24 protein-coding genes are annotated in these 26,855 nt (G+C 69.7%); 5 read left to right on the top strand and 19 right to left on the bottom strand.

The features are described from left to right. Positions 1 to 4: 4 nt before the first annotated feature. From AB0D14_RS41280 to AB0D14_RS41235, 10 genes are all read right to left on the bottom strand, one after another. Positions 5 to 436 carry a TadE family protein gene (locus AB0D14_RS41280; RefSeq protein ID WP_362789545.1) on the bottom strand — a complete coding sequence of 144 codons (432 nt, stop codon included), beginning with the start codon at positions 434 to 436 and terminating at the stop codon, positions 5 to 7. Next, positions 436 to 651 (bottom strand): hypothetical protein, encoded by a 216-nt coding sequence (locus tag AB0D14_RS41275; protein WP_362789542.1) that lies wholly within the window; start codon positions 649 to 651, stop codon positions 436 to 438. Before AB0D14_RS41275 ends, AB0D14_RS41280 begins: the two co-directional genes overlap by 1 nt. Positions 652 to 698: 47 nt before the next feature. Next, positions 699 to 1,583, bottom strand: coding sequence for a type II secretion system F family protein (locus tag AB0D14_RS41270; RefSeq protein ID WP_362789540.1), 885 nt, complete (start codon positions 1,581 to 1,583; stop codon positions 699 to 701). Continuing rightward, positions 1,580 to 2,530, bottom strand: coding sequence for a type II secretion system F family protein (locus AB0D14_RS41265; RefSeq protein ID WP_362789538.1), 951 nt, complete (start codon positions 2,528 to 2,530; stop codon positions 1,580 to 1,582). Before AB0D14_RS41265 ends, AB0D14_RS41270 begins: the two co-directional genes overlap by 4 nt. Beyond that, positions 2,527 to 4,023 carry a CpaF/VirB11 family protein gene (locus tag AB0D14_RS41260; protein WP_362789535.1) on the bottom strand — a complete coding sequence of 499 codons (1,497 nt, stop codon included), beginning with the start codon at positions 4,021 to 4,023 and terminating at the stop codon, positions 2,527 to 2,529. Before AB0D14_RS41260 ends, AB0D14_RS41265 begins: the two co-directional genes overlap by 4 nt. Beyond that, a complete protein-coding gene (locus AB0D14_RS41255; protein WP_362789532.1) occupies positions 4,013 to 4,840 on the bottom strand; it encodes a hypothetical protein in 828 nt (275 codons plus the stop codon). Before AB0D14_RS41255 ends, AB0D14_RS41260 begins: the two co-directional genes overlap by 11 nt. After that, entirely contained in the window at positions 4,840 to 5,547 is a 708-nt protein-coding gene (locus tag AB0D14_RS41250; protein ID WP_362789529.1) for an SAF domain-containing protein, read from the bottom strand. Before AB0D14_RS41250 ends, AB0D14_RS41255 begins: the two co-directional genes overlap by 1 nt. 21 nt (positions 5,548 to 5,568) lie before the next feature. Further along, a complete protein-coding gene (locus AB0D14_RS41245; RefSeq protein WP_362789526.1) occupies positions 5,569 to 6,456 on the bottom strand; it encodes an ATP/GTP-binding protein in 888 nt (295 codons plus the stop codon). Further along, positions 6,450 to 7,067, bottom strand: coding sequence for a hypothetical protein (locus tag AB0D14_RS41240; RefSeq protein ID WP_362789523.1), 618 nt, complete (start codon positions 7,065 to 7,067; stop codon positions 6,450 to 6,452). Before AB0D14_RS41240 ends, AB0D14_RS41245 begins: the two co-directional genes overlap by 7 nt. A gap of 205 nt (positions 7,068 to 7,272) precedes the next feature. Next, the gene (locus AB0D14_RS41235; RefSeq protein ID WP_362789520.1) at positions 7,273 to 8,649 is read right to left on the bottom strand and encodes a hypothetical protein; all 1,377 of its coding nucleotides are present in this window, start codon (positions 8,647 to 8,649) and stop codon (positions 7,273 to 7,275) included. 306 nt (positions 8,650 to 8,955) lie between these two features. Here AB0D14_RS41235 and AB0D14_RS41230 point away from each other — a divergent pair, with 306 nt between their 5' ends. The 5 genes from AB0D14_RS41230 (at position 8,956) to AB0D14_RS41210 (ending at position 14,295) form a co-directional block, all read left to right on the top strand. After that, positions 8,956 to 9,219 (top strand): hypothetical protein, encoded by a 264-nt coding sequence (locus AB0D14_RS41230; protein WP_362789517.1) that lies wholly within the window; start codon positions 8,956 to 8,958, stop codon positions 9,217 to 9,219. A gap of 558 nt (positions 9,220 to 9,777) precedes the next feature. Then, positions 9,778 to 10,623, top strand: coding sequence for a helix-turn-helix transcriptional regulator (locus AB0D14_RS41225; RefSeq protein WP_362789514.1), 846 nt, complete (start codon positions 9,778 to 9,780; stop codon positions 10,621 to 10,623). Continuing rightward, a complete protein-coding gene (locus AB0D14_RS41220; protein ID WP_362789511.1) occupies positions 10,620 to 11,414 on the top strand; it encodes an SAM-dependent methyltransferase in 795 nt (264 codons plus the stop codon). Before AB0D14_RS41225 ends, AB0D14_RS41220 begins: the two co-directional genes overlap by 4 nt. Before the next feature lie 56 nt (positions 11,415 to 11,470). Further along, positions 11,471 to 12,856, top strand: a complete 1,386-nt coding sequence (locus AB0D14_RS41215; protein WP_362789508.1) for a helix-turn-helix domain-containing protein — start codon at positions 11,471 to 11,473, stop codon at positions 12,854 to 12,856. A 191-nt stretch (positions 12,857 to 13,047) separates the two neighbouring features. Next, positions 13,048 to 14,295, top strand: a complete 1,248-nt coding sequence (locus AB0D14_RS41210) for a serine/threonine-protein kinase (protein WP_362789506.1) — start codon at positions 13,048 to 13,050, stop codon at positions 14,293 to 14,295. Positions 14,296 to 14,457: 162 nt separating this feature from the next. Here the strand turns inward: AB0D14_RS41210 and AB0D14_RS41205 are convergent, their stop codons facing one another. Genes AB0D14_RS41205 through AB0D14_RS41165 form a run of 9 tightly spaced genes read right to left on the bottom strand, consistent with a single transcriptional unit; the run spans position 14,458 to position 26,357 of the window. Further along, complete coding sequence (locus AB0D14_RS41205) at positions 14,458 to 17,088, bottom strand: ATP/GTP-binding protein (protein WP_362789503.1); 2,631 nt, start codon at positions 17,086 to 17,088, stop codon at positions 14,458 to 14,460. Next, positions 17,064 to 17,702, bottom strand: a complete 639-nt coding sequence (locus AB0D14_RS41200) for a hypothetical protein (RefSeq protein ID WP_362789501.1) — start codon at positions 17,700 to 17,702, stop codon at positions 17,064 to 17,066. The genes AB0D14_RS41205 and AB0D14_RS41200 overlap by 25 nt, the downstream gene beginning before the upstream one ends. Then, positions 17,699 to 18,850: a C40 family peptidase gene (locus AB0D14_RS41195; RefSeq protein ID WP_362789498.1), complete on the bottom strand. Its 1,152-nt coding sequence runs from the start codon at positions 18,848 to 18,850 to the stop codon at positions 17,699 to 17,701. The genes AB0D14_RS41200 and AB0D14_RS41195 overlap by 4 nt, the downstream gene beginning before the upstream one ends. After that, a complete protein-coding gene (locus AB0D14_RS41190; RefSeq protein WP_362789495.1) occupies positions 18,847 to 21,471 on the bottom strand; it encodes a hypothetical protein in 2,625 nt (874 codons plus the stop codon). Before AB0D14_RS41190 ends, AB0D14_RS41195 begins: the two co-directional genes overlap by 4 nt. Then, entirely contained in the window at positions 21,472 to 21,849 is a 378-nt protein-coding gene (locus AB0D14_RS41185; RefSeq protein WP_362789492.1) for a hypothetical protein, read from the bottom strand. Then, the gene (locus AB0D14_RS41180) at positions 21,846 to 24,530 is read right to left on the bottom strand and encodes an ATP-binding protein (protein WP_362789490.1); all 2,685 of its coding nucleotides are present in this window, start codon (positions 24,528 to 24,530) and stop codon (positions 21,846 to 21,848) included. Before AB0D14_RS41180 ends, AB0D14_RS41185 begins: the two co-directional genes overlap by 4 nt. After that, positions 24,527 to 25,090 (bottom strand): hypothetical protein, encoded by a 564-nt coding sequence (locus AB0D14_RS41175; RefSeq protein WP_362789487.1) that lies wholly within the window; start codon positions 25,088 to 25,090, stop codon positions 24,527 to 24,529. Before AB0D14_RS41175 ends, AB0D14_RS41180 begins: the two co-directional genes overlap by 4 nt. Further along, complete coding sequence (locus AB0D14_RS41170; protein WP_362789485.1) at positions 25,087 to 25,428, bottom strand: hypothetical protein; 342 nt, start codon at positions 25,426 to 25,428, stop codon at positions 25,087 to 25,089. The genes AB0D14_RS41175 and AB0D14_RS41170 overlap by 4 nt, the downstream gene beginning before the upstream one ends. Then, on the bottom strand, positions 25,425 to 26,357 hold the full coding sequence (locus AB0D14_RS41165) for a conjugal transfer protein (protein WP_362789482.1): 933 nt from the start codon (positions 26,355 to 26,357) through the stop codon (positions 25,425 to 25,427). Before AB0D14_RS41165 ends, AB0D14_RS41170 begins: the two co-directional genes overlap by 4 nt. Between the last annotated feature and the right edge of the window lie 498 nt (positions 26,358 to 26,855).

Genomic DNA, 26,855 nt, shown 5'->3' with positions numbered 1-26,855 from the left:
TGGTTCACCCTCCCGCTCCCGGGACCGTCCAGCGTTCCACGGCCCCGGACGCGGACTGGGTCACGTGCAGGCCGGAGACGCCCGGAATCATGGAGATGGCCGTGCCGGATACCTGTACCTGCACACGCTGGCCGTTGCTGCCGGCCACGACGTGGTAGCCGCGCAGGCTGTCACCCGCGGTGCGCTCCAGCACGCTGCGTGCCTGGGCCGCACCGTCGGCCGTGCCCGCCTGGTAGGCGCGGGCCGCGGTGGCTCCTTCGCGGGCCGCGGTCAGCGCGATCTGCCGCGCGTAATACCACATGGAGGCCTGGATGACGGCGACCGTGGCGAGCAGCACGAACGGGAAGATGATCGCCATCTGGATGCTGGTGTCGCCCCGGTCGTCGTGCCACCTTCGCCCCTGCCACCAGTCCGCCAGCCGCTCGGGACGCGGCATCACAGACCGTTGAGCTTGCCGTTGTACTTGGCGATCACGACGGCGATGGTCCCGGCGATCAGTACGGCGCCGGTGACAGCGGCCACCCAGATGATGACGGTCGTGGTGCTGATGTCCCCGCGGTCCGGCCGGCGCCGGGCCTCCTCCAGGCTCTCCTGCAGGCGTGTGGTCAGCCAGTGCACCGCACGGTAGGTACGGGCTGCGGTGTGCTTCATGATCGGTACTCCTTGCTCCTTCAGCGGTTCAGCGAGTTGAGATGGCCTTAGACGGTGAGCATGCGGATGACCGCGGGGAACGCCATCAGGAGCATGACCAGGACGGCGAGCAGGGCGCCGGGCGCGGTCATCTTCTCGCTGGCGGCGTTGGCCTCCGCGGCCTGGTCGGCGAGCAGTTCGGCGTTGAGGGCGGCGGTGCGGGCCCGCAATGCCTTGTAGACGGCGGCGCCGTCGGTGGCCGAGCCCCGCATGATGTCGGCGACGTCGTCCAGGACCGGCAGGTCGTACTCGGCGGCGAGCTCGGTCAGCGCCTGATACGGCGGGATCTTCTCCAGCCGGGCCCGGCGCAGCGCGCCCTGCAGATAGAGGAAGGGCCAGCCGGCGCCGACCTCGGCGGCCTTCTCCAGGGCCTCGGTGGGGCCGGCGTCGGCGGCCCGCTTGAGGGCGACCAGGTCCAGGTAGGCGGACAGGGCGTGCGCGAACTCCTCCCGCGCCCGCCTGGCCTGGTCACGCACCGAGAGATCCGGGGTGATGAACAGCAGCCCCGCGATAACAAGGCCGACACCGGCGGGCACGTAGAACGGCAGGCCAACGCCCGCGATGATCCATGGAATCGTCGCGATCACCGGGCAGAGCAGGCCGAGCGCGGCGAGCGCCGTCTTCTTGAGCATGAACTGGCCCGGCCCCTGCCCGAGCAAGGCCAGGCTGACGGTGGGGATCCGCACGCCGGGCAGCCGCTCAAGGCGTGCCAACAGCCACCGGCCCCACACCTCCTCACGGTCCAGTTCCGGCTCAGGCATCGTCAAGGTGGCCGGGGCGCTGCGCGCGAGGGCGGGCCCCAACGCGGGCTGGGGGCGCAGGAGTTCCCGCACCAGCAGGGCAAGGCCTGCGCCGACCGTGCCGCCGGTCAGGACGACGGGAAGCAGGTTCATGAGGTGACTCCTTCCGGCTCACGGGCGGCGACCGGGACGTCCGGCCCTGTTGCGGGTGCGGGCAGCCGGACGGTGCTGGTCGGGTCGGTGATCAGGAAGCGGGGGATGCGGCGGAAGTTGCCCAGCTGCCGCATCAGGGCGAGCACGCCGATGAACCCGGCCGTCAGGAAGGCGAGCACCAACTGTCCGAGCAGTGTGGAGTAGGGCTTGGTGTAGGACGGCACGAAGAAGCCCGCCACCACGACGCCCACGGTCATGATGGTCATCCACCGCACCGTCGTCCGCGGCTTCGCCCGGTCCGCCTCGATGCTGCGTTTCCTGGCGACCTCATCGCGCACCGTTCCCGCCAGGTCCTCCAGCGCCTGCGCCAGCCCCGGACCGCGGTCGTTGACCGACAGGATGAGCGCGGCAACCACCTTGTCCGCGGTCACATCGTCCAGTTCCCCGGCGAACGCCCGGAGCGCACCCTCCGGCCGCCACCCCAGCCGCAGCCGGTCGGACAAGTTGACGATCTGCGGGGCAAGTTCGTGTGGCGCGCCCTTACGGCTGGTCATCATCGCCTGTTCCAGCCCCATACCCAGCCGCAGCAGGCCGGCCAGGCGCTGGGTCCACTCGCTGAGAGCCTCCAGCTGACCGATGCGCTCCCGCGCCATCTGCCCCGGCGCGACCAGCCAGGGCACGCCGATGACGGCCGCACCCAGCAGTGCGCCGCCCACGAAGTTCCCCGAAAGCAGCCACACCCCCGCGAAGACCACCACCGCCACGACGGCGAGAGTCCGCCGGCGCAGCCGGACGTCCTCACTTCGGTCCTTCCCCGCACCCGCCAACCGCCACCGCTGCCACCACGGAGCCCGGCGCGGCGCCGTCGTCCCCACGAACCCGGCCACGACACCGACCAGCCCGCCGATGACGGCCATCCCACTGAGCAGCCCCCACAACAAGGTCATCGGCGTGCCCCCACCTTCAGCGGCAGCGGCGCCTGCCAGGCCCCGTAGGGCTGCTGCAGCAGCGCGGAGTCGAAACCGACGCGGCGCAGGTCGTCGATGCAGCCCGGGTCCATCCGCGGCACCGCCCGCAGGTCGCCGAACTCGGTGCCAGGGGAGAAGATTTCGTTGGTGGCGGGACGGCCGGACTCGCCGATCCCGGTCAGCTCCAGGACGTGGGAGACGTAGCGGTGCCGGCGCCCGCCGATCTGCGTCTCGTCGGTCATGTCGACGTACACGATGAAGTCCAGGCCGTTCGCCGTCTGCCGGTAGGCGAGCTGTTCGGACAGGTTGTCCTGGGCGAGCGCGTACAGCTCGGCGATCCGGTCGAAGACGATGTCCGGGCGGCGGGCGTGGATCGTGCACAGATTGCCGCCCGATCCGTTCGTCAACGCCTGCATCATCGCGACGACTTCCGGGCCGCGGACCTCGCCGACCACGATCCGCTCCAGCGACATCCGCAACGCGGGATGCATCAGGTCCAGGAGCGTGACCTCGCCGGCACTGCGGCCGGTGACGTCCTTCTCCCCGTTGGACTCCCGTCCCACCAGGGAGACGACCTGGCGGTGGTAGCCGTTGGCGTGGGCGAAAAGTTCATCTTCGGTCTGGACGGTGGCAAAGCGGGTCTCGGGGCCGAACTCCTTGAGCATCGCCCTCAACAGAGTGGTCTTCCCCGCCTTCTGCTTCCCCGCGATCATGATGTTCTTCTCGGCGCGGACGCACGCGCCGAGGAACTCGCGCAGGACCGGGTCGATGGTGCCCAGCCGGACCAGGTCGTCCAGGTTGGCGTGGGAGACCCGGTGGCGGCGGATGACCGCGTAGGTCATCGGCCCGAGCCCGGTGATGGCCTGCAGGCGGGAGCCGTCCTGCAGGGACAGGGCGAGCGTGGGATTCGCGGTAGAAATGGTGCGCTCGTTGTGCCCGGAGCCCCGGGCCAACTCCCGCAGCAGCTCCAGCAGTTCCTCCTCGGAGTCCGCGATCGGCCCCACCATGCGGCGCTCGCCGTCACCGTAGTCGAGCCACACCTCGCCCGGCCCCTGGATGATGATGTCCTCGACCCGGTCATCGTCCAGGTACGGCTGCAACCGGCCCGCCCGGAACAGCAAGTCGTAGACGCCACGCCGCAGGGCTTCGTCCTCCTGCGGCGCCATCGCCTGGGCGTCCGACCACAGGGCCACCGCCTCATTGATCCACTCCAGGCAGCGCTGCTCCTCGCTCGCCCGGTCCATACCAGGTGTCGTCTTCAGCAGCTCCTCGCGCTGCTTGGCGACCTGGGCCGCGATGTGCCGGGCGACCTTGTAATCGACGGTGACCTGAGGTGTGGCGCCGAGCCCGTGCGTACTCGACGCAGCACCGGCCGGGGCGGGGGCTCCGTTTACCTGGTGCGGCCACGCCTGCTGGGGGCGGCCGGACGGCGCAGCCACCGTGGGATCGGTGTGCAGGGGCCTACCGCGCACGACTCACCTCGCCGCCCGCGACGCGCACACCGCCCGGATCGAGGCGGGCCCGCCGCAGGGCAGCCCGCTGAACCACCAGGGCGCTGCTCGTCCGGGCAGCCTTCATCAGCGGTGACCTGGTGAAGTGACGTGGCTGCTCCGCGCCGTCGGACAGCACACGGGCGTCCTTCGGCGCGTACGGCAGGGTCGCGACCACCGGAACCTGCAGCACGCGCTGCACCTCGCCCGCGGGATACGGTCCCTCGTTGATCATCAGCACGCTGACGTCACCGATCCGCTCCTCCAACGCGCGCACCCGGCCCTCGGCCGCCTGCAGACAGCGCAGGGTGTTGCGCACCACCACGAACACGGCATCGGCCTGCTCGGCCAGAACACCGGACGGCCCGAAAGCCCCCCGGCGACCGAGGTCGATCAACACGTCATGGCCGTGCTCGGCCTCGATGCCGCGGAAGATGACCCCCAGGGCCTTCCACACCGAGCCCAGGCTCGCCGCCTGCGCGGGATCGGTGATCCCCGGCAGCAGCAACCGGTCGCGCGGCGCCTCCTTCTTGCCGTCCTCGCTGCCCAGGTCGATCAGCTGACGCCAGAAAGCATCTCCGAGGTCGCCCTGCCGTGCGGCGACCGAGAGGTTCCGCAGCCCGTACCGGTCGCCGAGCGTGCCCTGCAACAGACCGTGCAGCACAGCGCTACCGTCCGGATCACACTCAGCCATAATCATCCGCCGCCCCGGCTCCAGCGGCCACGACAGCAGCAAGGCCAGCGCGCTCGTGGTCACACCGGGCCCGCCACTGCAGCCTGCCAGCGCGATGACAGCCATCAGTTACCGTCCGGGGCGGCGAGGACCAGGCGCAGGGTACCGGCCGCCACCCACGCGGCGGCCGTGGGGCCGTCCGTGGCGGAGGTGGCGACGTCAACGACCACGATGCCGGTGCCGGGAGCGGCACTGGAGGCCTTCACGACCCGTCCGTCGACGGTCTGAGGCGCGGCGTCGGACGTCTTACCGGTGTCCGCCACACCCTGAGCCGGGACATGCACCAGCTGCACCTTCTGGCCCGGCACCAGCGCGGTGGCCGGGATCTGCTTGGGCTCAAGCCCGACCGGCACCAGCTGCTCGCCAGCCTTCACCAGCGAGTCCTTCGTCACTTGAGAAGGGGCGAGGAGAGAGCCGGGCTTGAGCTCCACGGCGGCTCGCTTGCCCACCACCGAGTCCAGGTCATCGCCGAGTACTGCCTTCACGGCCGGGTCCAGGGCGATGCTGGCCTTGCCCAGGTCGTCTTCGCTCACGACCTGGCCGACCTGGACGTCACGGACGACCGTTACCACTTCGGTGCGGTTGCCGACCTGCAACAGCAGGACGGCAACCCCGGCCCCTCCGGCAGCGATCAGTGCCAGCGACAGGGCGATGACACCCGGTCGGCGACGGCGGGCCGACACTCGCGGGGGAGCGACGGGCCCGGCGACATGACCCTGCTGGAGGACGCCGTTCGAGCTGACTGTGTCTAATCGTTCTTGGGTCTCGCTCAACGTTCTGTCCTTCCGGCCGCGTTACCTGACGACCTGCAGCTCGCCGATCGCCACCTGCACGTTGGTTTGCCGGATCTCGGTGAACTGCCCCGTCTCCCCGCCACCGTTCACCTGCCAGTCCACGGTCCACGTCGCGGCCGCGGTCACGCTGTACTTCCTTCCAGCCCGAGAGGCCGACGTGCTGGTATAGGTGTGGCCGCAGGTTGGGGACTCCTGCTTGCCGTATGCAGCCCTGTACGCCGTACCTGGCCCGTTGCAAATGACTGCCGAGCCGTCGCCCATCCTCCAGTCGATCTTGGTGACCTTCGCCTTCGCGGTGACGGTCACACCAGCCAGCGCCGCCGACGCCGAGTTGGGCCCGAACGTGATGGGGCTCTCGTTGACCCACATCCACATCGGCACGCCCACGATGTACTTGCCAACGGCGCGCGGGCTGGCGATGTCCGGGCCGGTCAACAGCATCCGGTCGACGGCCTCACGTGCCAGCTGCTCCGGGTCGACGTTGACCGCAGGGGCCGCGGCCGCCCAGAAGACCTGCGGGACGATCTGAGCGCCTGTCGCGGCTCCCAGCACATCGCTGAGGCAGATCCGCGTGTAGATCGCGCCGACACTGGGTTTGTGGCCGTTCCAACTAGGGTCGCTTGCGGGCGGCTGCGGATCGAGTCGTTCGACCGCACAGCTCTGCGGCCGGGGCTTGCTGCCCTTACCGGTGCCGGTGCCCGACTGATCGCCTGTCTGGCCCTGGCCGCCCGGGTTGCCTGGCTCCTGTCGGCAGACCGTGACAAAGGAACTCGCGCCGTCGCAGTCACCGCCGATGACCGGGTCGTCCTCCGCGTGGGCCGGTAACGCCGCGAAAGCGCAGAACGCGGCGGCGGAAAGGACTGCTGCCAGCGCGGAACGCCTCAGCACGTGCGTTTCCCGTCTGGTGTGAGTTCTGTGATCATCCACTGCTTCCCCCACTTCTCCGCCTTGGCCGTCGTTACGTAACGCAGAGGCTGATTGGACGGGAACGGCTGCACGGCACCCGTCTTCTTCTTGACCGTCCTCCAGCTCGAGATATCGAGACAGTCACGCACGCTGGCCTTAGGTGTCTTCCCGGTGAGCGTGAGAGAGGTGACCTGCGCGTCATGCGCCGGGGCGCCCTTGGTGGCGGTGCCCGCCTCTTTCATGACCAGCACGTCGCCCATGGCCCGCCCGAGTGCTTCCTTCGTGGCGTACTTCTTCAGGTCGGTGCCCTTGATGTCGGCCTGCCCGTAGGCCTTGACCTGCCCGGCCCAAAAGTCGTCGTACGCCTGCAACACGTCGCCCTTGGCCTGGGCCTGGGAATCGGCACTGGGCGACGACGTCTCGGGGGCAGGCGCGCTGCTGGTGGGCATCGGGCTCTTGGCCGAGTCGCCGGAATCGTCGTCGTTCCCGCAGGCGGCCAGGACGACCAGACCGCCTGCGATCAGCAGAGCCGTTGCATGCTTTCGGCTGCGAACGGCGGTGAGCCCTGCCGGGCGTCGGGATGCTCGTGTCACGTTGTCTCCCCTGCGATGTCGTGCGACAGGGCCGCTGCACCAGGGGCCGACGAACGGCAGTCCAGATCTGCGGCTTAGTCAAGCTGCGATGGTGTGTTTGCGTATCGAGAAGACTACGCATGTGCCAATCAACTCCTCGGCTCTACCGTCGAGTTCACACGCTCGACTGGGAATGCATCGGTCACGTTGCGAGGCAGAGGGGCGGTCAGGACTCCGGGATGTTCGCGTATGCCAAGGTCTTAATCGGGTCGATCGGTGGCCTGGTGGCGTTGGGATGGAAAGCCAACTCCCACTGGGGATGGCCGGCCCAGATGCTGTGAGCGATGCTGCGCAATGCCCAGCCCAGGGTGCTGCTCTGGTCGAGGCGCAGGTCACCGTCACCCCCTGCGGAGAGCTCACGTTGGGTGAGCCACTCTGCGAAAACGTCCTGCACGCCGGCCAGCGCCTTGAGTTCGGCAAGGCAGCAGCCGATTCGCTCGCTCTCGGCCAGCCGCTTGGTGAGGAACAGGGCGAACCGCTGGTCGCGGCTGCGGGCCCAATCGTCGGCAGTCACGGACGCCAGCCGCAGCGATCGCGGCGTGCGCGGACGGGAGGTCTTGGCGCGCCTCATCGGGAGCCGACCATCGCGTACCTGCGGGTGATCACCTTGGGCTTCTCCGATGGGGTGAGCGTGGCGAGAGTCTGGCCCTGGTACTCGTCCGTGACTACGGACCGTCGATCGCCGTTGTAGACCGACTCCACCTTGCTCGGGATGATCAGGCCGCCATTCATGAACCGCTTGTGCAGGTACTCGATGGTGTACGCGGCCGGGAAGAGTGCGAGGACGCCGCCGTCGGCCAGGCCTAGGACGTACACCTTGAGGTGCGATGGCTTCCCGTCGAAGTAGTTGACCGTAGCGAAGCTGGCCTGTTTGGCCTTGGTGAGGTCCGTGTAGTGCTTGGTGAACTCCGTGGTGGCCTGCGTGGCGGGCCAGCTGCTGCCCTTCCTTCTTGCCGCCGCTCTCCACCAGGTCCTCGAAGGCGGTGCCGAGTTGGTTCGGGGCGAGCGTTCCCACGCGCTTTGACGGGTCGACGGCCGTGGCGAGTCCGTTTTGGACAGCGATCTCGGGTATCGCGGTCTTGTCCTCGGTGTAGACGGAGGCGACCATCTTGAAGCGGCTGCCGACCTTGTCGAAGATCAGGAGGCCTTCTGACTTGCTTCCGGTGGTTGTCGCCTTGACCGCGAACCAGCGGTCGGCATCCGGGATGTAGTACTCCCGGGACGTGTAGACGAACGGCTTTCCGTACTTCGCCTGTTCGGCCTTCGGCCAGGTCTTGAACTGCTCGTAGTCGGCCAGGGACTGCTCATGGACTTGACCAGCCTCGACCGTGCCCAGGAGCGTTGCGCCACGGCTGCCCTGAGTCTTGTTGGCCTCGTTGTTGGCCTTCTCGTACGCGTCCACGACCTTCTCGGCATCGGCAGCTGTGATCGCGCCCGCGGGAATGGGGCTCGCGCTCGCCTTGGCATCGCCGTTGGTCTGGGCGTCCTCTTCGGAGCCTGCCCCGCAGGCGGTAAGGGCGGCGGCCGTGGTCACGCTGAGCACGGCCGCGGCCGTGCGGGTTGCCTGCCGGCGGCGGGGGTGTGGGGGCGGGGCGTCATCAGGCTCTTCTCTCCTTGTACGGCGATGAGTTGGTCGTGGGGGACGGAACGCCGCTCGCGCGGGTGCTGTGAGGGAGACCGGGAAGCGGAGCGTGCGCGCGGCGGCGAGCGCACTGCGTGCGTCGTCGACCGCGTGCGACTGTGCTGAGGGGACGTCGGCTTCCCTCAGCACGCGGCGGGCTCTGACCGGGGACTGGCACGCGGCCACGGCTGAAGGGGAGTTGCCGGGCAGACCTAAATGCTGTGCCAGGTGGGCAGCGAGCCTGGCATGGCGGGGCTGATAGGTGACGAGCCCGTCGACAGGGTGGTCGGCAGTGAACTCTCCGACGACTGCGCTCACTTCGCCGGGGCCGGAGAGGTTGGCGGTGACCGCTCCTGCCAGACAGGGGCGGGTCCAGGGCGGGATGGTGCCGTCGACGAGGACCAACGGATGTGCGGCGGCGATCTGCAGGAGACTGTGTGCGTGGTACTCGCGGATGCCGGCACCCACCAGCAGAAGTGGGCGGCGTGGTGAGGTGTGCACGGCGGGCCCTCCAGAGATCAGCTGTGACGGGACTGAGGCCAGCGGCCACTGAGCGCGGCGGACGTGCAGGGAACCTGGGGGCGCTGACCTGGACTGTCGGCTGCGCATCCCTGGTTGGTGCGCAGCCGACAGCCGCAGGCGCATGGTGGCCGCACGACAATGGCGCGGCGCTGGCCGTGGTGGACCAGTGATCCCACTCGGATGCCGACAGGGTGTGTGGAGCCCGGGCGGCGGCGCCGGCACACAGAAGCCGGACCGGGTCGAAGGGCTGGTAGTTGGTCTCGTCGGCAGGCACACCGAACCGGTCACGCCTGTCCATGCGTCCTCCCGATCCCAGGCGTCGACCGCACCCGACAGACTCCCGGTGCGACGGCACGAATGTGAACGGAGCCCCGTCGGCGGCCGACCGCGATCTCGCGGCTTGCCGTCACTCGCCAACTGCGCGCCGGCTGAGGCGGGTTAGACATACTCAAAGGGTTGTGAACGAAGATTGCAAGGTACAGAGTTTGCAGTTACAGCAGGTTGTAGAAAGTGCCGGGAGGGGATTCTGTGGCTCGCGAGAGGTCTGGCAGGACCGTCGCGCACCTGGTTTTAGCCACCCGGCTCAAAACGTTGCGTGAGGCGGCCGGGATGTCCCGGGGCGAGGCCGCCAACGCACTGGGGGCTCACACCGCAACGGTCCGCCGCATCGAGCAGGCCGAGACATCCCTGGATGAGGGTCAGGTCCATGCCCTGCTCACGGCGTACGGCGCGGGCACCGCCGAAATCGAAGCGTTCCTCGGAGAGCTCGCGGCCGCCAACCTCCCGGGGTGGTGGCATCCGTGGCGGTCCGTCATGGACCCATGGCAGCTGGATCTCATGAGCGTGGAATCCGCAGCCCGGATCATCCGCGTGTGGGAGCCGGCACTTGTTCCTGCCCTGCTGCGTACACCGTCCTATGCTCGCGCCGTCGACAACGTCCGCAGACCTGACCTGTCCCCTGCGGAGAAGGACCGGCGCACTGAGCTGCTCATGGAACGCCAGAAGCGGTTGCGTCACCAGAACACGAGCATCTGGGCCATCATGTCCGCCGCGGCGCTGTATACGTCCGTAGGCAACGAGGACGTGATGGCCGAGCAGCGGCAGGCACTGAGGGCTGCCCTCGAACGCCCCGACGTGACCTTGCAGATTCACCCTCTGGACGGTCGCTGCCACCCCATGACAGGCATGCCGACCGTGACCCTGTACCGGGTCGACGTGCCGGAGATCCCCGACCACGTAGCCCGTGAAGGGGATCTGCACGGAACCGCCGACGTCTCGAACAGCCTGCACGCGGTGTCGGCGTATCACCTGTTGATGGACCACACCTGTGTCATCGCCCCCCACCCCAACGAATCGAAGGACGTACTGACATGACGGAACCGACCCGCCCGCAACAGCCGATCGACACGTCCGTCGCACACAGCGCGCGCGTCTGGAACTACTGGCTGGGCGGAAAAGACCACTACCCCGCCGACCAGGCCGCCGGCGACGCCTACAGCAGCAAGTACCCCCACATCGTCCCGTTCGCCAAGGAATCGCGCGACTTCCTGCGGCGCACCACCGCTTACCTCGCCAAAGCAGGCATCAAGCAGTTCATCGACCTGGGTGCCGGGCTTCCGACCAGCAACAACACCCATGAAGTCGCACAGCGGATCTTGCCCGACTGCCGCGTGGTCTACATAGACCACGACCCGATCGTGCTGCTGCACGTCCATGCGCTGCTCACCAGCACCCCCGAGGGCGCCACCAACTACGTGCAGGCGGACATGCGGGACACGGACGCCGTCTTAACGGGCGCGGCCAAAACACTGGACATGACCAAGCCGACCGCTCTGGTCATCAATGACGTGCTGGGCCATATCGAGAACTGGACCGAAGCCCAGGGCCTGGTGCGCCGGCTGGTCGAGCAGCTTCCCTCAGGCAGCTACCTGTCACTGAGCCACTCCACAGCCGCGGACAAGGAACACCAAGCGGTCCAGGACGAGTACAACAGCTCCGGTGCGATTCCCTACATCTTCCGTGAGCCGTCGGTGGCCGTCGAGCTCTTCGCGGGCACCGAACTGGTCGAACCCGGGTTTACGAGCTGGCCGCGCTGGCGACCCGACGCGAACACCGGCACTCTCACCGACCGCGCGGGCTGGGGCGGGGTGGCGCGGATCCGATGACGCCGGGCAGTGCGGGGCCCACGCGTGCCCTTCCCATGAAGGTGACCCGGTACCAGGTGGTGCGACGACTCACCCGTGCCGCGGCCCACTCGGACGCCCAGCTGATTGCCGAAGCCGCGGCCCTGGCCGAGGGCTGGGCGGTCCTGGCTGACCTCATGGGCGGCGTCGTCTGCAGCACCCCCCGCGCCGCCGGACCTGAGGGGGTGCGTGCCGCCGCGCACCCCCAGCTCTACCCGAACCTGACGATCCGCAGAATGGCGGGTGCCGTCCTCGTGGTCCGTCCCGGCACGGCATCGCCCGCATCCCGCATCGACCTGATCGCGCGGACCTGCGTCGATCTACTCAGAGGGCGGGCTCGGGTCCGGCGGGAGCAGGACACCCACCACGCTGAGCAGAGACTGCACACCGCCGTCCTGCATCTCCTGCTGAGCGGCCAGCCCCATCTGGCAACCGACGTGCTGGGCACCGCCGCCACACACGCCACGGTGTTCCGGCTGGCCGGCCAGTTGGTGCATGCCGCCTATCAGACTCATTGGCGAGCAGCGCAGCCCAGCGCGTCTCCCAAAGCCCCCCGCATGCTGGTGTGCATGGAGGGAAACGAGTTGGTGGTCGTCGCGCTCCACGGCCTCGACCAGGACCGCCACGTGGCACGCCCCGTCGTCGCGCGCATCGCAGCCCGGCATCAACTGGCCGGCGGCGTCTCGGACCCGTTGCCGCTGGACATGGTCGCCACGGCGTGGGCCGAGGCAGGGACCGCGCGGCACGGCGCAACGTCCGGCTACCTGGCGTCCGCGACCTTCCTTGGGTCGCACGGGCTGCTCCGCGTCGTGCCCGCCGACCGGCTCGCCCTTTGGTCCGCTGCCATCCTCACGCCCCTGACCCGCGAGCAGCACCGGACGCTGGAGGCATACCTGCGGTCGGGGTCTGCTCAGGCCGCCGCGGCAGTGCTCGATGTGTCCGAAGGAACCGTTCGTGCACGCCTGCGCGGGATTGGCACCCTCCTGGCCGCCGAACTGGGCAACCCCACCGTGCAGGCACAACTCCTGCTGGCTTTGCGAGCCCCGGTTCCTTCCCAACGAGTCAGCACATCCGCACGTCTTGTTCCCGATCTCCCGCTGCCCACCGATCTGCTTGACCCCGACGACGCCCATCGCTGGGCCTCCGCCCTCCTCAGGCCTCTGGACAGGCCGCTGCGTATCGCCCTTCGATGTTGGCTCCAACACCGTGGCCGCACTGCGCCCGCTGCCTCCGAGCTAGGCCTGAGCCGCAGTACGCTCACCGACTGGCTGAGTAGGTGCAGCAGGGAACTGTCTCTCGACCTGTCGTCCGCGACCGTGCGGGCGGAACTTCACCTGGCCGCCGAGACGATCGCTACCCCCGAGGACACGCCGTCCCGGTTGCCGCGGCGAGGAGGCAGAACATATCGGGGACAACAGCCCTGAATGGAGCGTTCTTTTCCGCAGCAACCAGGTGGGTGAGTAGGACGGTGAGGGTGTGCGGGCTTTTCAGCGAGGCGGCATATCGCCCTATCCCTTCGCTTGTCCCGTGTGCTCACAACCTCACTCGGGCAGGTACGTTGAAATGGCCGCCATGTCCGGTCAACGACACGCGTCACGGAAGAGGGAAGCAGGCAGTGAGCACGGGACATCCCGACCGGTTCGGGCCCTTCCTGGTGCTGGGCCGCCTCGGCGCCGGCGGCATGGGCACCGTCCACCTCGCCCAGTCGCCCGGCGGCCGCCGGGTCGCGGTCAAGACGATCCGTGCCGACCAGGCTGCCGACCCGGGTGTCCGGGAGCGCTTCCGGCGGGAGGTCGCCGCAGCCCGCCGCATCAGCGGCTTCTGGACCGCGCCCGTCGTCGACGCCGACCCGGATGCGGCCACCCCATGGGTCGCGACCGCGTACCTCGACGCCCCCGACCTCGGCGAGCACGTTCGGCGGGGCGGACCGCTGCCTGTCACCGACCTCCTTGGGCTCGCGGCCGGCCTGGCCGAAGCGCTCGCAGCCATTCACGACGCAGGCCTCATCCACCGCGACCTCAAACCGGCGAACATCCTGATCACCGACGACGGGCCCCGAGTCATTGACTTCGGAATCGCCCGAGCGGACACCGACGACCCCCTCACCACCGTCGGCGGCGTCCTCGGCACACCTGGCTACATGTCCCCGGAACAGGCCAACGGCGAGACCATCAGCCGGGCCGGCGACATCTTCTCCCTCGGCGCTGTGCTGTACTACGCCGCGACCGGCATCGGACCGTTCGGACCCGGCACCGTGCCCGCGCTCCTGCACCGCGTGGTGCACGACGAGCCGGACCTCGCGCCGGTCCCGGACGCTCTGAGGTCCGCCCTTGCGGCCTGCCTGCACAAGGAGCCTGCGAACCGTCCCGCTGCCGCCGCCCTGCTGGCGATGCTGCACGACTCTTCCGCCTCCATCGAAGGGCGGCAGCAGCGAGCACCCGAGCTCGCTCCAGCCTCCAGGACCCGCGCGTGGTGGGAAGCACTCGCCCCGACCCTGCAGCGAACCGTGCCCCTGCCCGAGGCGGAGCCTCTGCACGATGACTCGCCGGCGGCGGACCTCGACTGGTGGTCGGGCGGGTCCGTCGTCCCTGCACAGCCCAGGACCACTTTCGCGACAGGCGTCCAGGCCGTCGCGGAGTACCGCGCCGAGCAGCACGAAACCGTGCGCGGCCCCGCGCCCGGGCCCCGTGTCGACGCCGTAGTGGCCGGCGACGTCGTCGAGCACACCCGGTTCGGCATCGGCACTGTGATCGAAGTAGAGGGCAACGGGCTCCGCGCCGTCGCTCACGTGTCCTTCGGTCCCCTGAAGACCATCAAGCGGATCCAGCTCCGCTACGCCCCCATGCAGAAGATCGACACCTGACCGCGGAGGTCCGCACCACGGGATCGGCCTCATCGCTCAGGCCCAACGCGACGCTCGCCCCCGGCCAGCGGCACCCGCGGGGCGGCCAGGCGCAGATCCGGAATCGGCTCGACGGGGACGAGCGTGAGCCAGGACCTCTGGGCTCGGCGACGGCGGTAGGGGTCACTGGTATCCCTCCGTGCGCTTTCCCAGGCGCACATCCGCCGTGGCCGCGGGAGCGCGCTGGGTGAGGAAATCGACGACACGGGCCTGCTGAGCGGCAGCGGTGGCGGTGAGCTCATCGAGGGGCCTTGCCCCGGCTGTGACACGGGCAGCGTGCTCCAGGGCGGCGACTTTGCCGGGACGGGCGTACTCGGCGAATACCTCGTCCAGATGCGGGCCGGTGATCCGGACAGGTCCGATACGGCGGCCGTCGACGGTGAGCGACATGTAGTGCTCGAACCGGTCGAGCACTGCCACCTCGTCCGCGCTCGGACGGTCCCCCCACTCCGCGGTGATCGGCGCGATCGCCGTCTTGGAACCCGCCGTGGACGCCAGCGTGGACGCGTTCTGCGTCAACGACATCCGCACCGGGGCCGGCAGACGCCCCAGCAACTGAGTCATCCCGTGCACCGAGACCCTGAACTTGCGGAAGTCCTCGAACATCGACGCGATGGTCTCCGGAGCAGCGCCCGTCAGAGTGATCAGCTCGTCGAAGTACAGCCTGAACCGCCGCCGTTGCTCCTCAGGCGTGTCCCGCCGTGAGCGCACCGCCCGCAACAGGTCCCGCGCGATGAGCGCGGTCAGCAACCGGTCCGTGGGTCCGTTCCCGGCCGGGCACACCCACACCACCAGCCCGTTGTCCATGGCGGCCCGGCTGTTGTAGACGCCGACCGGCTGACCGAGAAAGGCGCGGGTGACGGGGTTGGCGGCCAGCCGGGCGAGCGGGTTGAGGACGACCCCGAACGCGTCCGGGGGAAACGTCGGAAACACCGTCCGCCACCACGCGCGCGTCTCCTCGTCGAGCCGGTCCGCCACAGCAGCCAGTGCCGCGCCCCGGAACCCGGGGTCGGAGAGCAGGGAACGCACGTGAAAAATGGTGGTCTGGTCTTCGCGGCGGCCGGCCTGGCAGGCGGCCTGGTTGACGGCGACCAGCACGGCCAGGGACGACGTGAGGATGGTCAGCGCGCGAGGAGCGGCGGCATCGTCCCAGCCGAGGATGGAGGCGAAGGCGTCAGTGACCGCCTCGACGACGTCGTGTGGGGCCTGCCCATGGTGCATGGCGATCGGATTCCACGAGCTCAGCATCGGAGAGGGGCCCGCTGCGTTGAGGTCGATCAGCGCGATCTTCTGCATCAGGTGGTCGTGCGCGAGGAATGTCGCGGCGCGTGGCCAGGAGTCGCGGTGTGGGTCAACAAACATCAACCCCCCGCCGGCGTGCGCCCACGCGATCGCCTGCGCCAGAGCACGTTCCGTCTTCCCACCACCGGCCTTGCCCACTCCACACTCGAACAGCGTCTCGACGGTGCGGGTGGCGACCAGACGCCTCCGGCCGTCGGGTCCCCGGTAGATGCCCTGCAGGAGCAGCTCAGGATCCCCGAACTCGAAGGTCGGCAGGTCACCGGCGAGCAACGGAAGCCGGCAGTGGACGGTGGGCGGCTTGAGCAGTCCGGTCAATTCGTCCAGCCTCACCCAGTTCGCACGGGGCGGATGGCATTGCCCCAACTCCCAGCGCCGCTCGAAGCTGCGCCGGGTGGGCCAGTGATCGGCACCGAACCGCCACGGCCCCAGCCGGAATCCGCGCATGGCCCACCGGGAGCGGCCGCCGAACACGTCGAAACCGGCTTGGAGCTGAGCGAGGCGGGCCTGGGCACGGCCTTCGACGTTCGACGCGCACATCACGAGCAACTGCACCCGAACGAGGTGGTCATCATGGGCGAGCTTGCCGAGCGCCTCGGCCGGGTCCACCCGACGCGGCACCGGGGGCATCACCAGCCGCCGCCCGGCTGATCCGTCCTTGCCGGTGACCAGGGCCTGCAGGTTCCAGGCCAACGAGTCCTCGATCCCGGTGGCGTCCTGGCGCACCCAGCGCGACGCGCGCTGGGTCTCCCGGCGCTCCTGGCGGCGAGCGGCACTCATCAGCTGCAGACGGCGAGCGCGCAGGGTCCACTTGGGTGCGCGCTGGATGTCCAGGCGGACCTCGGCGAGGTCGCCCAGTTCAGCGCGCAGGTCGGACACAGCGTCGACCAGGGGCTGCAGCGGGTCGGGCTCCAGCGGCACCTCCCGCAAGGGAGAGGTGAGCCTGCCGCGCAGGATGAACTCCGCCCGCACCACATGGTCGCGTGGCTTGTCCACGATCGGACGGACCCGGTCGACGGTGACGTTCGGCCCGAACGGCGTGATGGACAGCAGCCGTTCGCCACCCGCAGGGCCTTCGATGCGGTAGCGCAGCGGCGCGGTGCCGTCCGCGCGCAGCCTGATCTGCACCGTCTTCGACCGGCGCGGCGCCCACCACGGCATGCTCACCGAGGCACGCGCCAGCTGCACCCCGCGGCGGAAGATCTCCTCGATGCCCGGGTCGAAGTGCCGGGTGGAGGTGAGCTCCACAGCCATTCGCTCGGCCGAGGCCCGTTGCGCGAGGCGACGTACCACCATCTCGCCCACGCCGTATGGAATGGCGATGGCGAGGGCGAGGAGATACCAGTGCCCGTAGAGCCAGTCGACGGCTCCGACGAGCCAGGTGACCAGGCCGAGTACCTGACCGGAAGTCTCCTCGGAGGCATGCTCCGTCAGATGCGAGGCCGTGGAGTCCACGTCGGCTCTCCCTTCTTGAGGGTGCGGGTGAAGAACAGATCGGTGATACGGAGGTCGGTGTAGGTACCGCCGCGGTCCGTGCCGGCCCACACCAGATGGACCACCGCTTTGTCCGGGCTGCCGTCGCGGCGGGCAATCGCGGCCTGGATCCGGAAACGAACGGTGGCGAATGCCGGAGCCACCGCCTGGTCCGTGTCGGGGAAGACGCCCGGCCACTTCGTCCGGCCGACTCCGGTGGCGTCCGCTCGCAGCAGCGCCCGGCCGGCGGTGAGCAACTGCCGCTCGTCGTCGGCGGGAAGGTCCGATGGCCAGGCTGCCTCCAGCGACTGCTGGAGGGCCCGGTTGCCGGCCACGCCTTCGCCGTGCGGAGGCAGAGCGGACTCGAGGACTGACGGTGTCGGCGCGGCGGGCGTGATGGAGACAGACGCGGTGGTTGACTTGCCGTCGGGAGGCTCTGAGGCCGCAGAGGCCTGATTCGCTGTCACGGAGGACGACGTCTCGGGGGCCGCCGCCTCCTGGCTGTGCGGTACGACCAGCAAGGCGATGCCCGCGACGGCGAGGAGGACGGCGCTCACCATCAGCAGCCGCGGCGATCGCGCCGGAGGAGTGGTCACAGGAGCCTCGCTCCCCCCGCGAAGCCGGACATGGTGTTCACGCCGTCCAGGCGGACCACCGTCCCCGGTTTGGGGGCGTTGACCATCTGCCCGCTGCCCAGGTAGATGCCCACGTGATAGATCGTCGCGTCGCGTCCGGGAGCGGTGGCAAAGAAGACGAGGTCACCGGGCTTGAGCGCGAGCGTGCCGAGGCTGGCCGGGATCCGCTGGCCGACTCCGGCCTGGGCGGCCGCGACACGCGGCAGGCTGATGCCGGCCTTCGCGTACGCATACTGGGTCAGCCCCGAACAGTCGAAGCCCTTGATCCCCGTGCCGCTTCTTCCGCTGCGCGTGCAGCAGATCCCGTACGACTTTCCTTTGGCGTTGCCGCCGCCCCAGGAGTAGGGCACGCCTCGCTGGGAGAGCGCCGCCTCGATGACGGTGCGGACTCTCCCGGACACGTTCTTCAGGTCCGGATCCTTGGCGGCCGCCGTGTACTGGTCGATCCACCCGAGCACGTTGGCGACGTACTCACCTGATTGGTTGTACTGCAGGATCGCGGCCTTGAGCTGGGCGCGCTTGGTCAGGTCCCGGCCGTTGCCGCACAGGTAGATCGCGGCGCCGAGCGCGGCGTCGTCGGCATTGTGCGGGTCGGCAACCGTGGTGCCGCCTGCGTCTTTCCAGACGCCTTCCCAGGTGGAGGGCAGGAACTGGAAGGGGCCGACAGCGCGCTCGCCTTGAGAGTTGCCGTCCCACTTGCCGCCGTCGGTGTCCGGGAAGGACGTGGTGTTGCCACCCGCCCCGGAACCATTGAGGAGCACCCCGTAGATCTTCGGGCGGATGTCTCCGGTGTCGGCGATGTTGCGGCCGACGGCGTGATTGGACTCGACCTTGGCGATCCCGGCGAGGACCGGCCAGCGCATGCCCTGACACTTCGGCACATGCTTGTCGACCTGTTGGACGGCCTTCTTATACGCGGTCAGCATCCGGGGCGGGATGTCCGCGGCACTGCCGCCTTCGGCGATCCCGCCGTCATCCTGCGCACCCGCCTTCAGCGCGACGTACGCACTGATCGCGTTGCCCACGGGCGCGGCGCAGCACACGGCGGCGAACAGCAGCATCACCACCACGCAGCCCCACTTGGCCACCCGGCCACGACGGTTCCTCACTCGCCATCACCACCGTCGCGGGTGCTGTCCGTACCGTCCGTCGGACGCGGCCGCGAACCGTCGTCGTGTCCCCGGTCGAATGCGTCGCGGAGCCGACGACGCAACTCGGAGGGAGCGTCCGTCAGCCGCCGCGGGGGAGCGGACGGCGTCGGCGCCGAGCGCCGCGTGCCGGGGGAGCTCGGTCGTGTCGTCGTGCTACCGGTGGGCAGACGGCGGCTGCGGAAGGCTATTTCGCCTCTGTCGTCGTTGTGGTCGCGCATCACCTGGGCCGTGTGCCGCCCCACGTCGCCCCAGGCCCGCCGGTCTTCGCGCACGGTGTTGCGCCACACCTGAACCTGCTGGCGGGCGTCCTGGGTGTAGCGCGAGCCGCTCTGCCCGGCCCGGCGCACGTTGGCCGGCAGACCCGCCGTCGTTCCGTAGGCGGCCCGGCCGCCTCGGTTGAGAATGCGGTAGCCGCGGAAGCGAACCAGGCGGTTGTGGGCCCGCGTGGACAGCAGGGTGCGGTCGGTGTTCTGGTCGTGCAGCACCTCACCGGTGTTGCGGTCGACGACCTGGCCCTCCTCATCGCGGTAGCGGTCCCGCGGGCCACCGCGCCGCAGACCGCCGCCCTCACCCTCGCCATCACCGCCGCCCACGGCGCCGCCCTCACCGTCGACACCGGCCGGCTTTTGCCACTTGGCCAACTGCTCCTTGTCCGGTCGCCTGCCGATCAGCAGCCAGTGCGCACTCTTGGCCCCGAGTCGCGCGCCGATCCCGGCACCGGCCGCAGCGGCGGTCAGCGGCGCGAGGCCTCGCCCGGCCTCCGCAGTGGCATCGGCGAACATCTGCCCGGTGTCGACCGGCATGCCCGCACCGTCGAGGAACGAGGAGAGGGCGCCCATCAGGCGATGCCGGGTGCCCAGCAGTCCGTACCGGCCGCCACCGCCGCCGGTGAAGGCGCGCAGTGAGCCGCCGTATCCGCCCATGGCTGCCGGGGAGTTCATGGCGAGTGCGGCGCCGAGTTCGGAGGTGTCGCCGGGCAGGTGGGTGCCGCCGACCTTGGCGTAGCGCATCCGCATGGCCATGCGCTGCCCGAAGGAGGTGATGCCGGTCAGCAGTCTGCGGTGCCCGGCTGCGCCCGCGATGGCCAGCACGTCGATCAGGAGGATCCGCTCGACCATCAGGTCCGGGCCGTCGGTGATCGTGGCGTCGACGGCGATGCCGAAGAACGGGATGAACGCGCAGATGCCGACCATGGCGAGGATCGCGATACCCCAGATCGACATCCACTTCCACACCGATTGACGTGGAGGCCCGGGCAGCATGGCGGCGACGAACGTAACGCCGCCGACGGCCGCGGCCGCGGCGCAGATGCCCTGGGTGCCGAGCAGGACGATCGCGGAGGACAGCAGCATGCCGCAGATGAACAGCGCCGCGATCAGCAGCAGGACGGCGCCGCCGACCCGCCACCAGGTGGGTTTCTCCGCGTACGCGGCGCACGACTTACCGACCGGACCGGCCTTCTTCAGATCCTGTAGGAAGGCATGGAACTCACGGTCCTCGTCGGTGACGATCGCATTCGAGGCGTCCAGCAGGTCGCCACCCGGCGTCAGCTCAGGAAGCGAGTCGCTCTCGCACACCTCTTTGGCTTGGCCATCGAGAAGCCTGCAGTTGTCCTCGTCGTCGGTGTCCTCGCGCTCGCAGTACTTCTTGAGAGGGCCGACGACCAGGTCGCACGTGTCCTTCCGGTCGTCCGAGCTGTCGGCCCCCGCCTTGTAGCCGCCGGTGACCCACTTCAAGTGGACGGCGTAGGCCTTGCGGTCGGCAGTCTTGGCCGGGTCGAGGATGCGCCCGTACTGCAGCAGCATGTAAGGCTTGACGATCATGGCGTTGGTGATCGAGTCCTGGAGCGGGCGGGCCACGTCTTCCGCTGACGCCGGCTTGGCAGCCTCAAGCTCTTGGCACTTGATCTCCTGCATGCCGGCCATGCCGTCACAGGGGCCGCGGCTGGCGAGTTTGCCGCCCCAGTTGTAGGAGTTGACGCTCTGTTGGGCGACCTCGGCGCCCACCTGCTGGGTCTGTCCCAGCGGTCCGTCCTGGGCCAGCAGGTAGTCGGGGCGGACGAAGGCGGACGCGGCGAACGCCGCGATCAGCAGGGTCAGGAAGATCTCACCGAGACCGCGGCCGACCCGCCCGCGCACAATCATGAATCCGGCGAAAACGAAACCCCAGGCCAGCAGCAGCCCCTTCAGCCCGAGAGTGTCGACGACCACGTTGTTGTAGGCATCGGCGACCTTCTGCGCAGGGTCGGTGAGGATCTTCAGCAGCGGGAACCGGAAGGCGACCTCAATGGCCCACCCACCCAATCCGACCAATAGCCGGATGAGAGTGAACAAACCAGACAGGGCGAAGGCAAGGACCTGTGTCTTGAAGCTGACGATGGAGCCGCCCTCAGCGTTCAGCTCGTAGCCGTTGATCGGCACCCCCTCGGAGGAGGTGATGTTCAACGGGGCGAGGAGATCACCGGTCTCACTGTTGCCGCTCGCCGCGTACACGACCTGGCTGTTGACCAGGACGAAGACGCCGCAGAGCAGAACGACGACACCGGCCGAGCGGAGCGTCGTGCGGTCTGGGCGCCGCATTCAGCGCCGCCCGTGTCCGGCTGCGCCTCGGCACCGCCACACGACGACGGCAGCCACTCCTGCAGCGGGCGCAATGACCATCCATGCCGTGCTTGCGCCGTCGCGGCGAGACTCGCCCGCGGAGGACACGGTGGAGCTGGTGCCGCGCTCGCAGTACTTCTTGGCCGGGCCCCCAACCAGATCGCACGGATCCTGGCGCGCGGAGCCGGAGCCGGAGCCGGATGCGAAGGCCCGCCCGGTGCGCGGCCACCACGACTCCGGCATGCCTTCCCCCACCACCAGGGCGAGCAGGGCGGCTGGCAGGGCTATCAACATCAGGGCGCTCGCCACGGCGGCGATGCGCCGGCAGCGGGACGAGGAGAAAGAGGACGTGGTCATGAGACGTGTTCCTTCGCTTGGGCCGTGTCGGTCTCGCTGGAGGCGTGCGCGGTGCTCGCGCTCGTACGGCGGCCGGGCGTGGTGGTGATGGAGGTGGTGATGCGCTCGATGCGGGGGATGACGGCCTTGACCCGGCCGGTGTTCTGCCGCGGGCAGGCCAGCAGGAACTCGCCCTCCCGGCCCTTCTGTCCGACGGGGGACAGGCCGGTGGTCACCAGGCGCAGCAGCTCCGGGTCGTTCGGGTCGAGCCCGACGAACTCCAGGCCGCGTCTGGCGCGTTCGCGGTCGGCGGTGCGGGCGAGCGCCCGGTAGGCCATCAGCCCGCGGTCGGGGCCGAGCTCCTCGGCGTCATGACTGGCAGCGAGCAGGCCGGCGCCGTGCTTGCGGCCGTCGTGGAGGATCTCGTGGACCAACGCGGTGCCCTCGGCCGACGAGGTGAGCCAGTACAGCTCGTCCGCGACCACCGCGGTGAACCGGGCCGGGTCCTCGAACGCGGTCTGCCGGGCGATCGCAGCGATCAGATAGAGCACCGCGCGCCCGATCAGCGCTTCCAGCGGCTGCTGATGCAGGATCTCCGGATTGCCGAACGCGGCCTTGGGCGGCAGCTTCAGACCGGCCGTCGTGATGACGATCATGTCGGAGGTGCTGGAGGCGTCCAGCCGCACCGGCGGCAGAGTGGGGTCGAACACCATCCGGGCCAGTGAATTGGTGGCAACGACGCGGATGAGGCCGGCGAGGGTGGCGGCCGCATCCTGTCGCTTGCCCACCTCGGTCGTGGCCATCTCCTCCAGGACCTGAAGCACCCCTCGCATGGAAGGGGCGTCGCTGGCGGCGGCCTGCTCGACGGCGTGGTGCAGGACCTCGCCGTTGGTACTCATCGGGCCGATGCCGAGCTGGAGGGTGAGGTAGGACAGGGCGTAGTGGCGGCCTTCAGGGCCGTCGAACATCCGCAGCGGGTCTATGGACACCTCGGCCTGGGCGGCGTCGATGATCTGGACGCGCCCCTTGGCAGCGGTGCGGGCGAAGGCGGCCCATTCACGCACCGGGGTGCGGTCGATACAGATTGCGCAGCCGCCACGCGCCCACACCGCCTCGGATATCAGTTTCTGCAGGACGCTCTTCCCGGCTCCCAGGTCACCGACGATGCCCAGGGAGGCGCTGGCGTCGTGCTTCGGCGCGTCCGCGACGTTGATCATGACGGGGCGGGTGGTGCCGCAGTCCAGGTCGAGGCCGAGGAACATGCCGTTGGGGTCGCCGACCTCCCCGGTGCTGAAGGCGCCGCCCAGGGCCCAGTCCTCGGAGACCTGATGCTGGGTGAACTCCCGCACCACACCTGGCCGTGCGGTGCCCGGCAGCCCGAGCAGGAACAGCGCCTCCTGCAAGCCGGCCGGGCGCACGGCCCGGTAGTCGGCGCCGCCGAGCAGCGAAGTCAGGGCCCGGGCGCGGGCGTCGCAGACCGCGGCGGTCGGCCCCCACACCGTCAGCACGGTCACGGACTGCACTTCGACCTCCACGCTGGTGCGCGACAGGCGGGCGTCCAGCTCGCCCAGGTCGCGGGCGGCGTCCGTGAGCGAGGCGGGCATCCCGGTCGGCCGGGCGTCGTACTGGTCGGCCTGGTCGACGAGTTCGTTGCGCTTGCGCCGCACCTGGTCCCGGGCCTTCTCCGCCGGCACCAGCGTGAGGTCGACGGTGTAATCGACGGGAAAATCGAGCGTCTCCAACTGCGCAAACAGGTCGGCGGCATCCGCGCTGATGGCGGGCGGGCACTCGGCGAGCGCCAGCTGTGCCTGGTAGCCGGTGCCGGCGTCGGACTCGATCTGCAGCCACCGCCTACGCAGCGGCGAGGCAGTCTTGATCCGCCACCAGGCCTTGCGTCCCGACCGGGTGAGCTGGTCGGCGTTCTTGAGGTCGTCGACGTTGTCGAGGTCCGGGTCGATGCCGCCCTCCTGGAGGCGGGCCTGCCCGAGATCGGCGTAGCTGGGGGAGTGCAGTACCCCCTCGCGCACCTGTCCGCCGTACAGCTCGCTGCTTTCGGCCTCGGCCAACAGCGGCTCCTCCATACCGCGGTGCAGCGCGTGCTGGATCATCCACACGATCTCCGCCGGGCGCGCGGGGCGGAACTCGATGCCGCCGGCGAGTGAGGCCTCCACCCGGGAGGCCTGCTCCTGGTACGCGGTCACCTCGCGGCGCGCCACCGGTGTCGGCCGCATGCCCAGCGACGGGGCGATCTCCGCCCACATCGCGCCGAACTGAGCCGTCATCTGCAGTCCGGCGCCATCAGTGGATAGCGGGATGGCCAGCCACAGGGTGCGGCGGTGCATCTCCTGCCCGTCCAGCAGATCCAGCGTGGCCTCGACGTTCTCCACCCACGGATGGGTCTGGCCCGGCGGGGTGTCGGAGGGTTCGATGCCCTCGATCATGCGCAGCGCGACCTCCCCCGGATCGACCCGGGCGCACAGGCCGAGCAGCCGCGGCGCCCCGGACCCGGACAATGACCGCACCAGATGTGTGATCTTGGCGAGCTGCTCCTCCCGTACGGTGGCCGGCACATAGGTGCCCTGCACGGTCTCCTCCGTGCGGCCTTGCGCGTCGGGACCCGGGTGGAGCCGGTAGAGGGCCCACACGCTGCCGTGCGTCGACCACACCAGATGTCCGGCGATGTGACGGATCGGCACCCTCATCGCGCACCCCCCTGTCCGGCGAGCGCGAGCAGCTGCTGCACACCCGACACCGGCCGCGCCAACTCCGACCCGGGCGCCGCCGGGCGAGGGCCCGACCGTGACCGTGCCGGTTCCGGGCGTGGCAGCCGCGCGGCGGACGTCTTCGTCCGCTGAGCTGCGGCGACCGGCGCGGCCGGTGTGGCCCCTTCGATGACGAAGCCGCCGGTCAGAGGGCGGGCGGCGTGGTCGCGGGCCGCCCGGCCGCCGATCCGGCCTCCGCGCGGCTGCCAGCACAGCAGCAGCCAGCCCAGGGCTGCCGGGAGCGGGGCACGGCCTCCGATCTTCTGACGGCGCACGGCCCAAATGGCCAGCAGCCAGGCGGCGATGGGGACCGGCCCCATCCACGACCACCACGGAATCGTCTTGACCAGAAGGAAGCCGCCGACGACAGCAAGGAGGATCTGCGCGGGCGTGAACGGGCCGAGCGGGATGCGCCAGTCGGCCACCTTGCCCAGTACCCAGGGATGACGGCGGGCCGCGGTGTAGAAACGGCCCATCCGCACGGATGCGGCGGCGCTCACAGCCGGCCTCCGACACCTGCGGAGTGTTCACGGCCGGCCGCAGGCCCACCCGGCACGATGCCGGGGACGGCGGGCGCACCGTTGGACGGGTTTTTGACCTCGTCCTCGAACATGCTGGCCAGGTCGTTGCGGGAGTTGTACAGGCCGAGCGCGATCACCATCAGGATCAGGGCGCCGATCCCGGCCTTCAACGAGAACTTTTGGATCATGATCACGACGACGAGTACGAGCAGCCCGGCCTGCAGGCCCTTGGTCGCCCAGCCCATGAACATGTCGATCCAGCTGTCGCCGAGTTCGTCCAACTCCCCGGCGAGCATCAGGTTCTGCGCGGTGTTCACCGGTCACCTCCCGCCTGGGCGGTGGTGCCGGTCTGGAGTGCGGTGATTTCCCAGCGGCCTGAGCGGGTCTTGAGGGTGAGTTCGTACGCCAGCGGCCACCGCCCGTCACGGTCGCGGGCCTCCACCTGGGCCGTCACCCGCACCCGGGTCCCGTCCCCCGGGACGGACTCGGCGGACGCCTCCTGATCGGCGCCGAGCAGCTGCCGGACGGTGACCGTCTCGTACGGGGCGGGGGAGACCGGCGACAGCTGAACCCCGGGAGAGAGGTAGCGGTCGACTTCGCCGGCCCCGGTCAGATACGCGGCGAAGAACTCCCCAGCCGTGGCCGATAGATCGCCGGTGGTCGGGACGGTCACCGTGTATGGCGACTGCCCTTCCTCGGCGCGTGCCGGGCCGGCCACCACCCCAGGGGCACCGGACACGGTGAACGAGGCGCCATCCGAGTCGGCGACGACGGGCACCGCGAAGTAGCGCAACCGTCCGTCGGCGTACTGCGCAGCCAGCGTCACCGACCACGCCTGGCCGGCCCGCTGCGCACTGCGCACCGCCACGACCGACACCGGCTCGGGCTGCGCATCCGCCGTCCCGGGAAGATCAACGTCCGGGGCCATCGACTGCGCAAGCCGGGCCTGCGCAGTGCTCTCGGCACCTGCGCGGCTGCGCAGCCACGCGCTGAGGAACACCGTGGCGTACCCGGACGGGTTGGCCGACACGGTCGTCTTCACGGTGGTCGGCTTCGTCGCGGGGGCGGCACGGACCACGGTCGCCGGTGTGGCGACGGCGACGGCCAGGGCGAGGGGACCGGCCGCCACCGCGGCCCACACGCCCAGGCGGCCCAGGTGGACCCGGCGCCGCATCTGCTGCAGCCGGGCGTCCGGAGCTGTCGGAGGAGCAGCCTGCTCCTCCCGTGACTGCTTGGCACGAGACATTCCGAACTCCCAGGTCAGAGCGAGTTGTTGCTTCTGACCCGAGGCAACCCGCCACCCCCGACCCGACCACCGACCACGAAGGCCCGACCACGATCACGAAAGGGACACAAAACCCGTGGTCGGGTCTGTGGTCGGCCCGACCACAGACCCGACCATGACATTTCGCACCGTGTGGAGTCCCGCCTCGCCGCGGGGGATCGCATGGTGGTCAGGGTGGCTGGCGCAGTAGTGCGCACGCGTGATGACGCCTGCGGGCCTCAGTCGCTCGCCTCCCGCTGCGGGGGACTGCGCACCAGTTTGCGGATGCGCAGCCGGATCCCCAGAGCGCTGGGCCGGGCTGCGCAGTCACACGCGCAAGTCGATTGCGCAAGACCCGCGTCCCGGTGCGCAGCGCGTGCGCAGCGACTCGCCCGTGGCTGCGCAGTCGGTGCACTGCGCAGCCACGGGCCGCCCCCCGCCCCCGCCGGAGGTGGGCCCCCAAAGCCACCCGGGGGTAAA

Source organism: Streptomyces sp. NPDC048484 (genome assembly GCF_040651415.1).
Classification (GTDB): domain Bacteria; phylum Actinomycetota; class Actinomycetes; order Streptomycetales; family Streptomycetaceae; genus Streptomyces.
Note: the sequence above shows the minus strand (reverse complement) of the source record. Positions and strands in the feature narration are given on the sequence as shown.

What these genes read in the sequence shown, in the direction of transcription:
- AB0D14_RS41265 (WP_362789538.1), bottom strand. Translation starts at nt 2,530, where the DNA reads ATGACCTTGTTGTGGGGGCTGCTCAGTGGGATGGCCGTCATCGGCGGG.
- AB0D14_RS41270 (WP_362789540.1), bottom strand. Translation starts at nt 1,583, where the DNA reads ATGAACCTGCTTCCCGTCGTCCTGACCGGCGGCACGGTCGGCGCAGGC.
- AB0D14_RS41255 (WP_362789532.1), bottom strand. Translation starts at nt 4,840, where the DNA reads ATGGCTGTCATCGCGCTGGCAGGCTGCAGTGGCGGGCCCGGTGTGACC.
- AB0D14_RS41185 (WP_362789492.1), bottom strand. Translation starts at nt 21,849, where the DNA reads ATGACCACGTCCTCTTTCTCCTCGTCCCGCTGCCGGCGCATCGCCGCC.
- AB0D14_RS41180 (WP_362789490.1), bottom strand. Translation starts at nt 24,530, where the DNA reads ATGAGGGTGCCGATCCGTCACATCGCCGGACATCTGGTGTGGTCGACG.
- AB0D14_RS41165 (WP_362789482.1), bottom strand. Translation starts at nt 26,357, where the DNA reads ATGTCTCGTGCCAAGCAGTCACGGGAGGAGCAGGCTGCTCCTCCGACA.
- AB0D14_RS41275 (WP_362789542.1), bottom strand. Translation starts at nt 651, where the DNA reads ATGAAGCACACCGCAGCCCGTACCTACCGTGCGGTGCACTGGCTGACC.
- AB0D14_RS41190 (WP_362789495.1), bottom strand. Translation starts at nt 21,471, where the DNA reads ATGCGGCGCCCAGACCGCACGACGCTCCGCTCGGCCGGTGTCGTCGTT.
- AB0D14_RS41280 (WP_362789545.1), bottom strand. Translation starts at nt 436, where the DNA reads ATGCCGCGTCCCGAGCGGCTGGCGGACTGGTGGCAGGGGCGAAGGTGG.
- AB0D14_RS41220 (WP_362789511.1), top strand. Translation starts at nt 10,620, where the DNA reads ATGACGGAACCGACCCGCCCGCAACAGCCGATCGACACGTCCGTCGCA.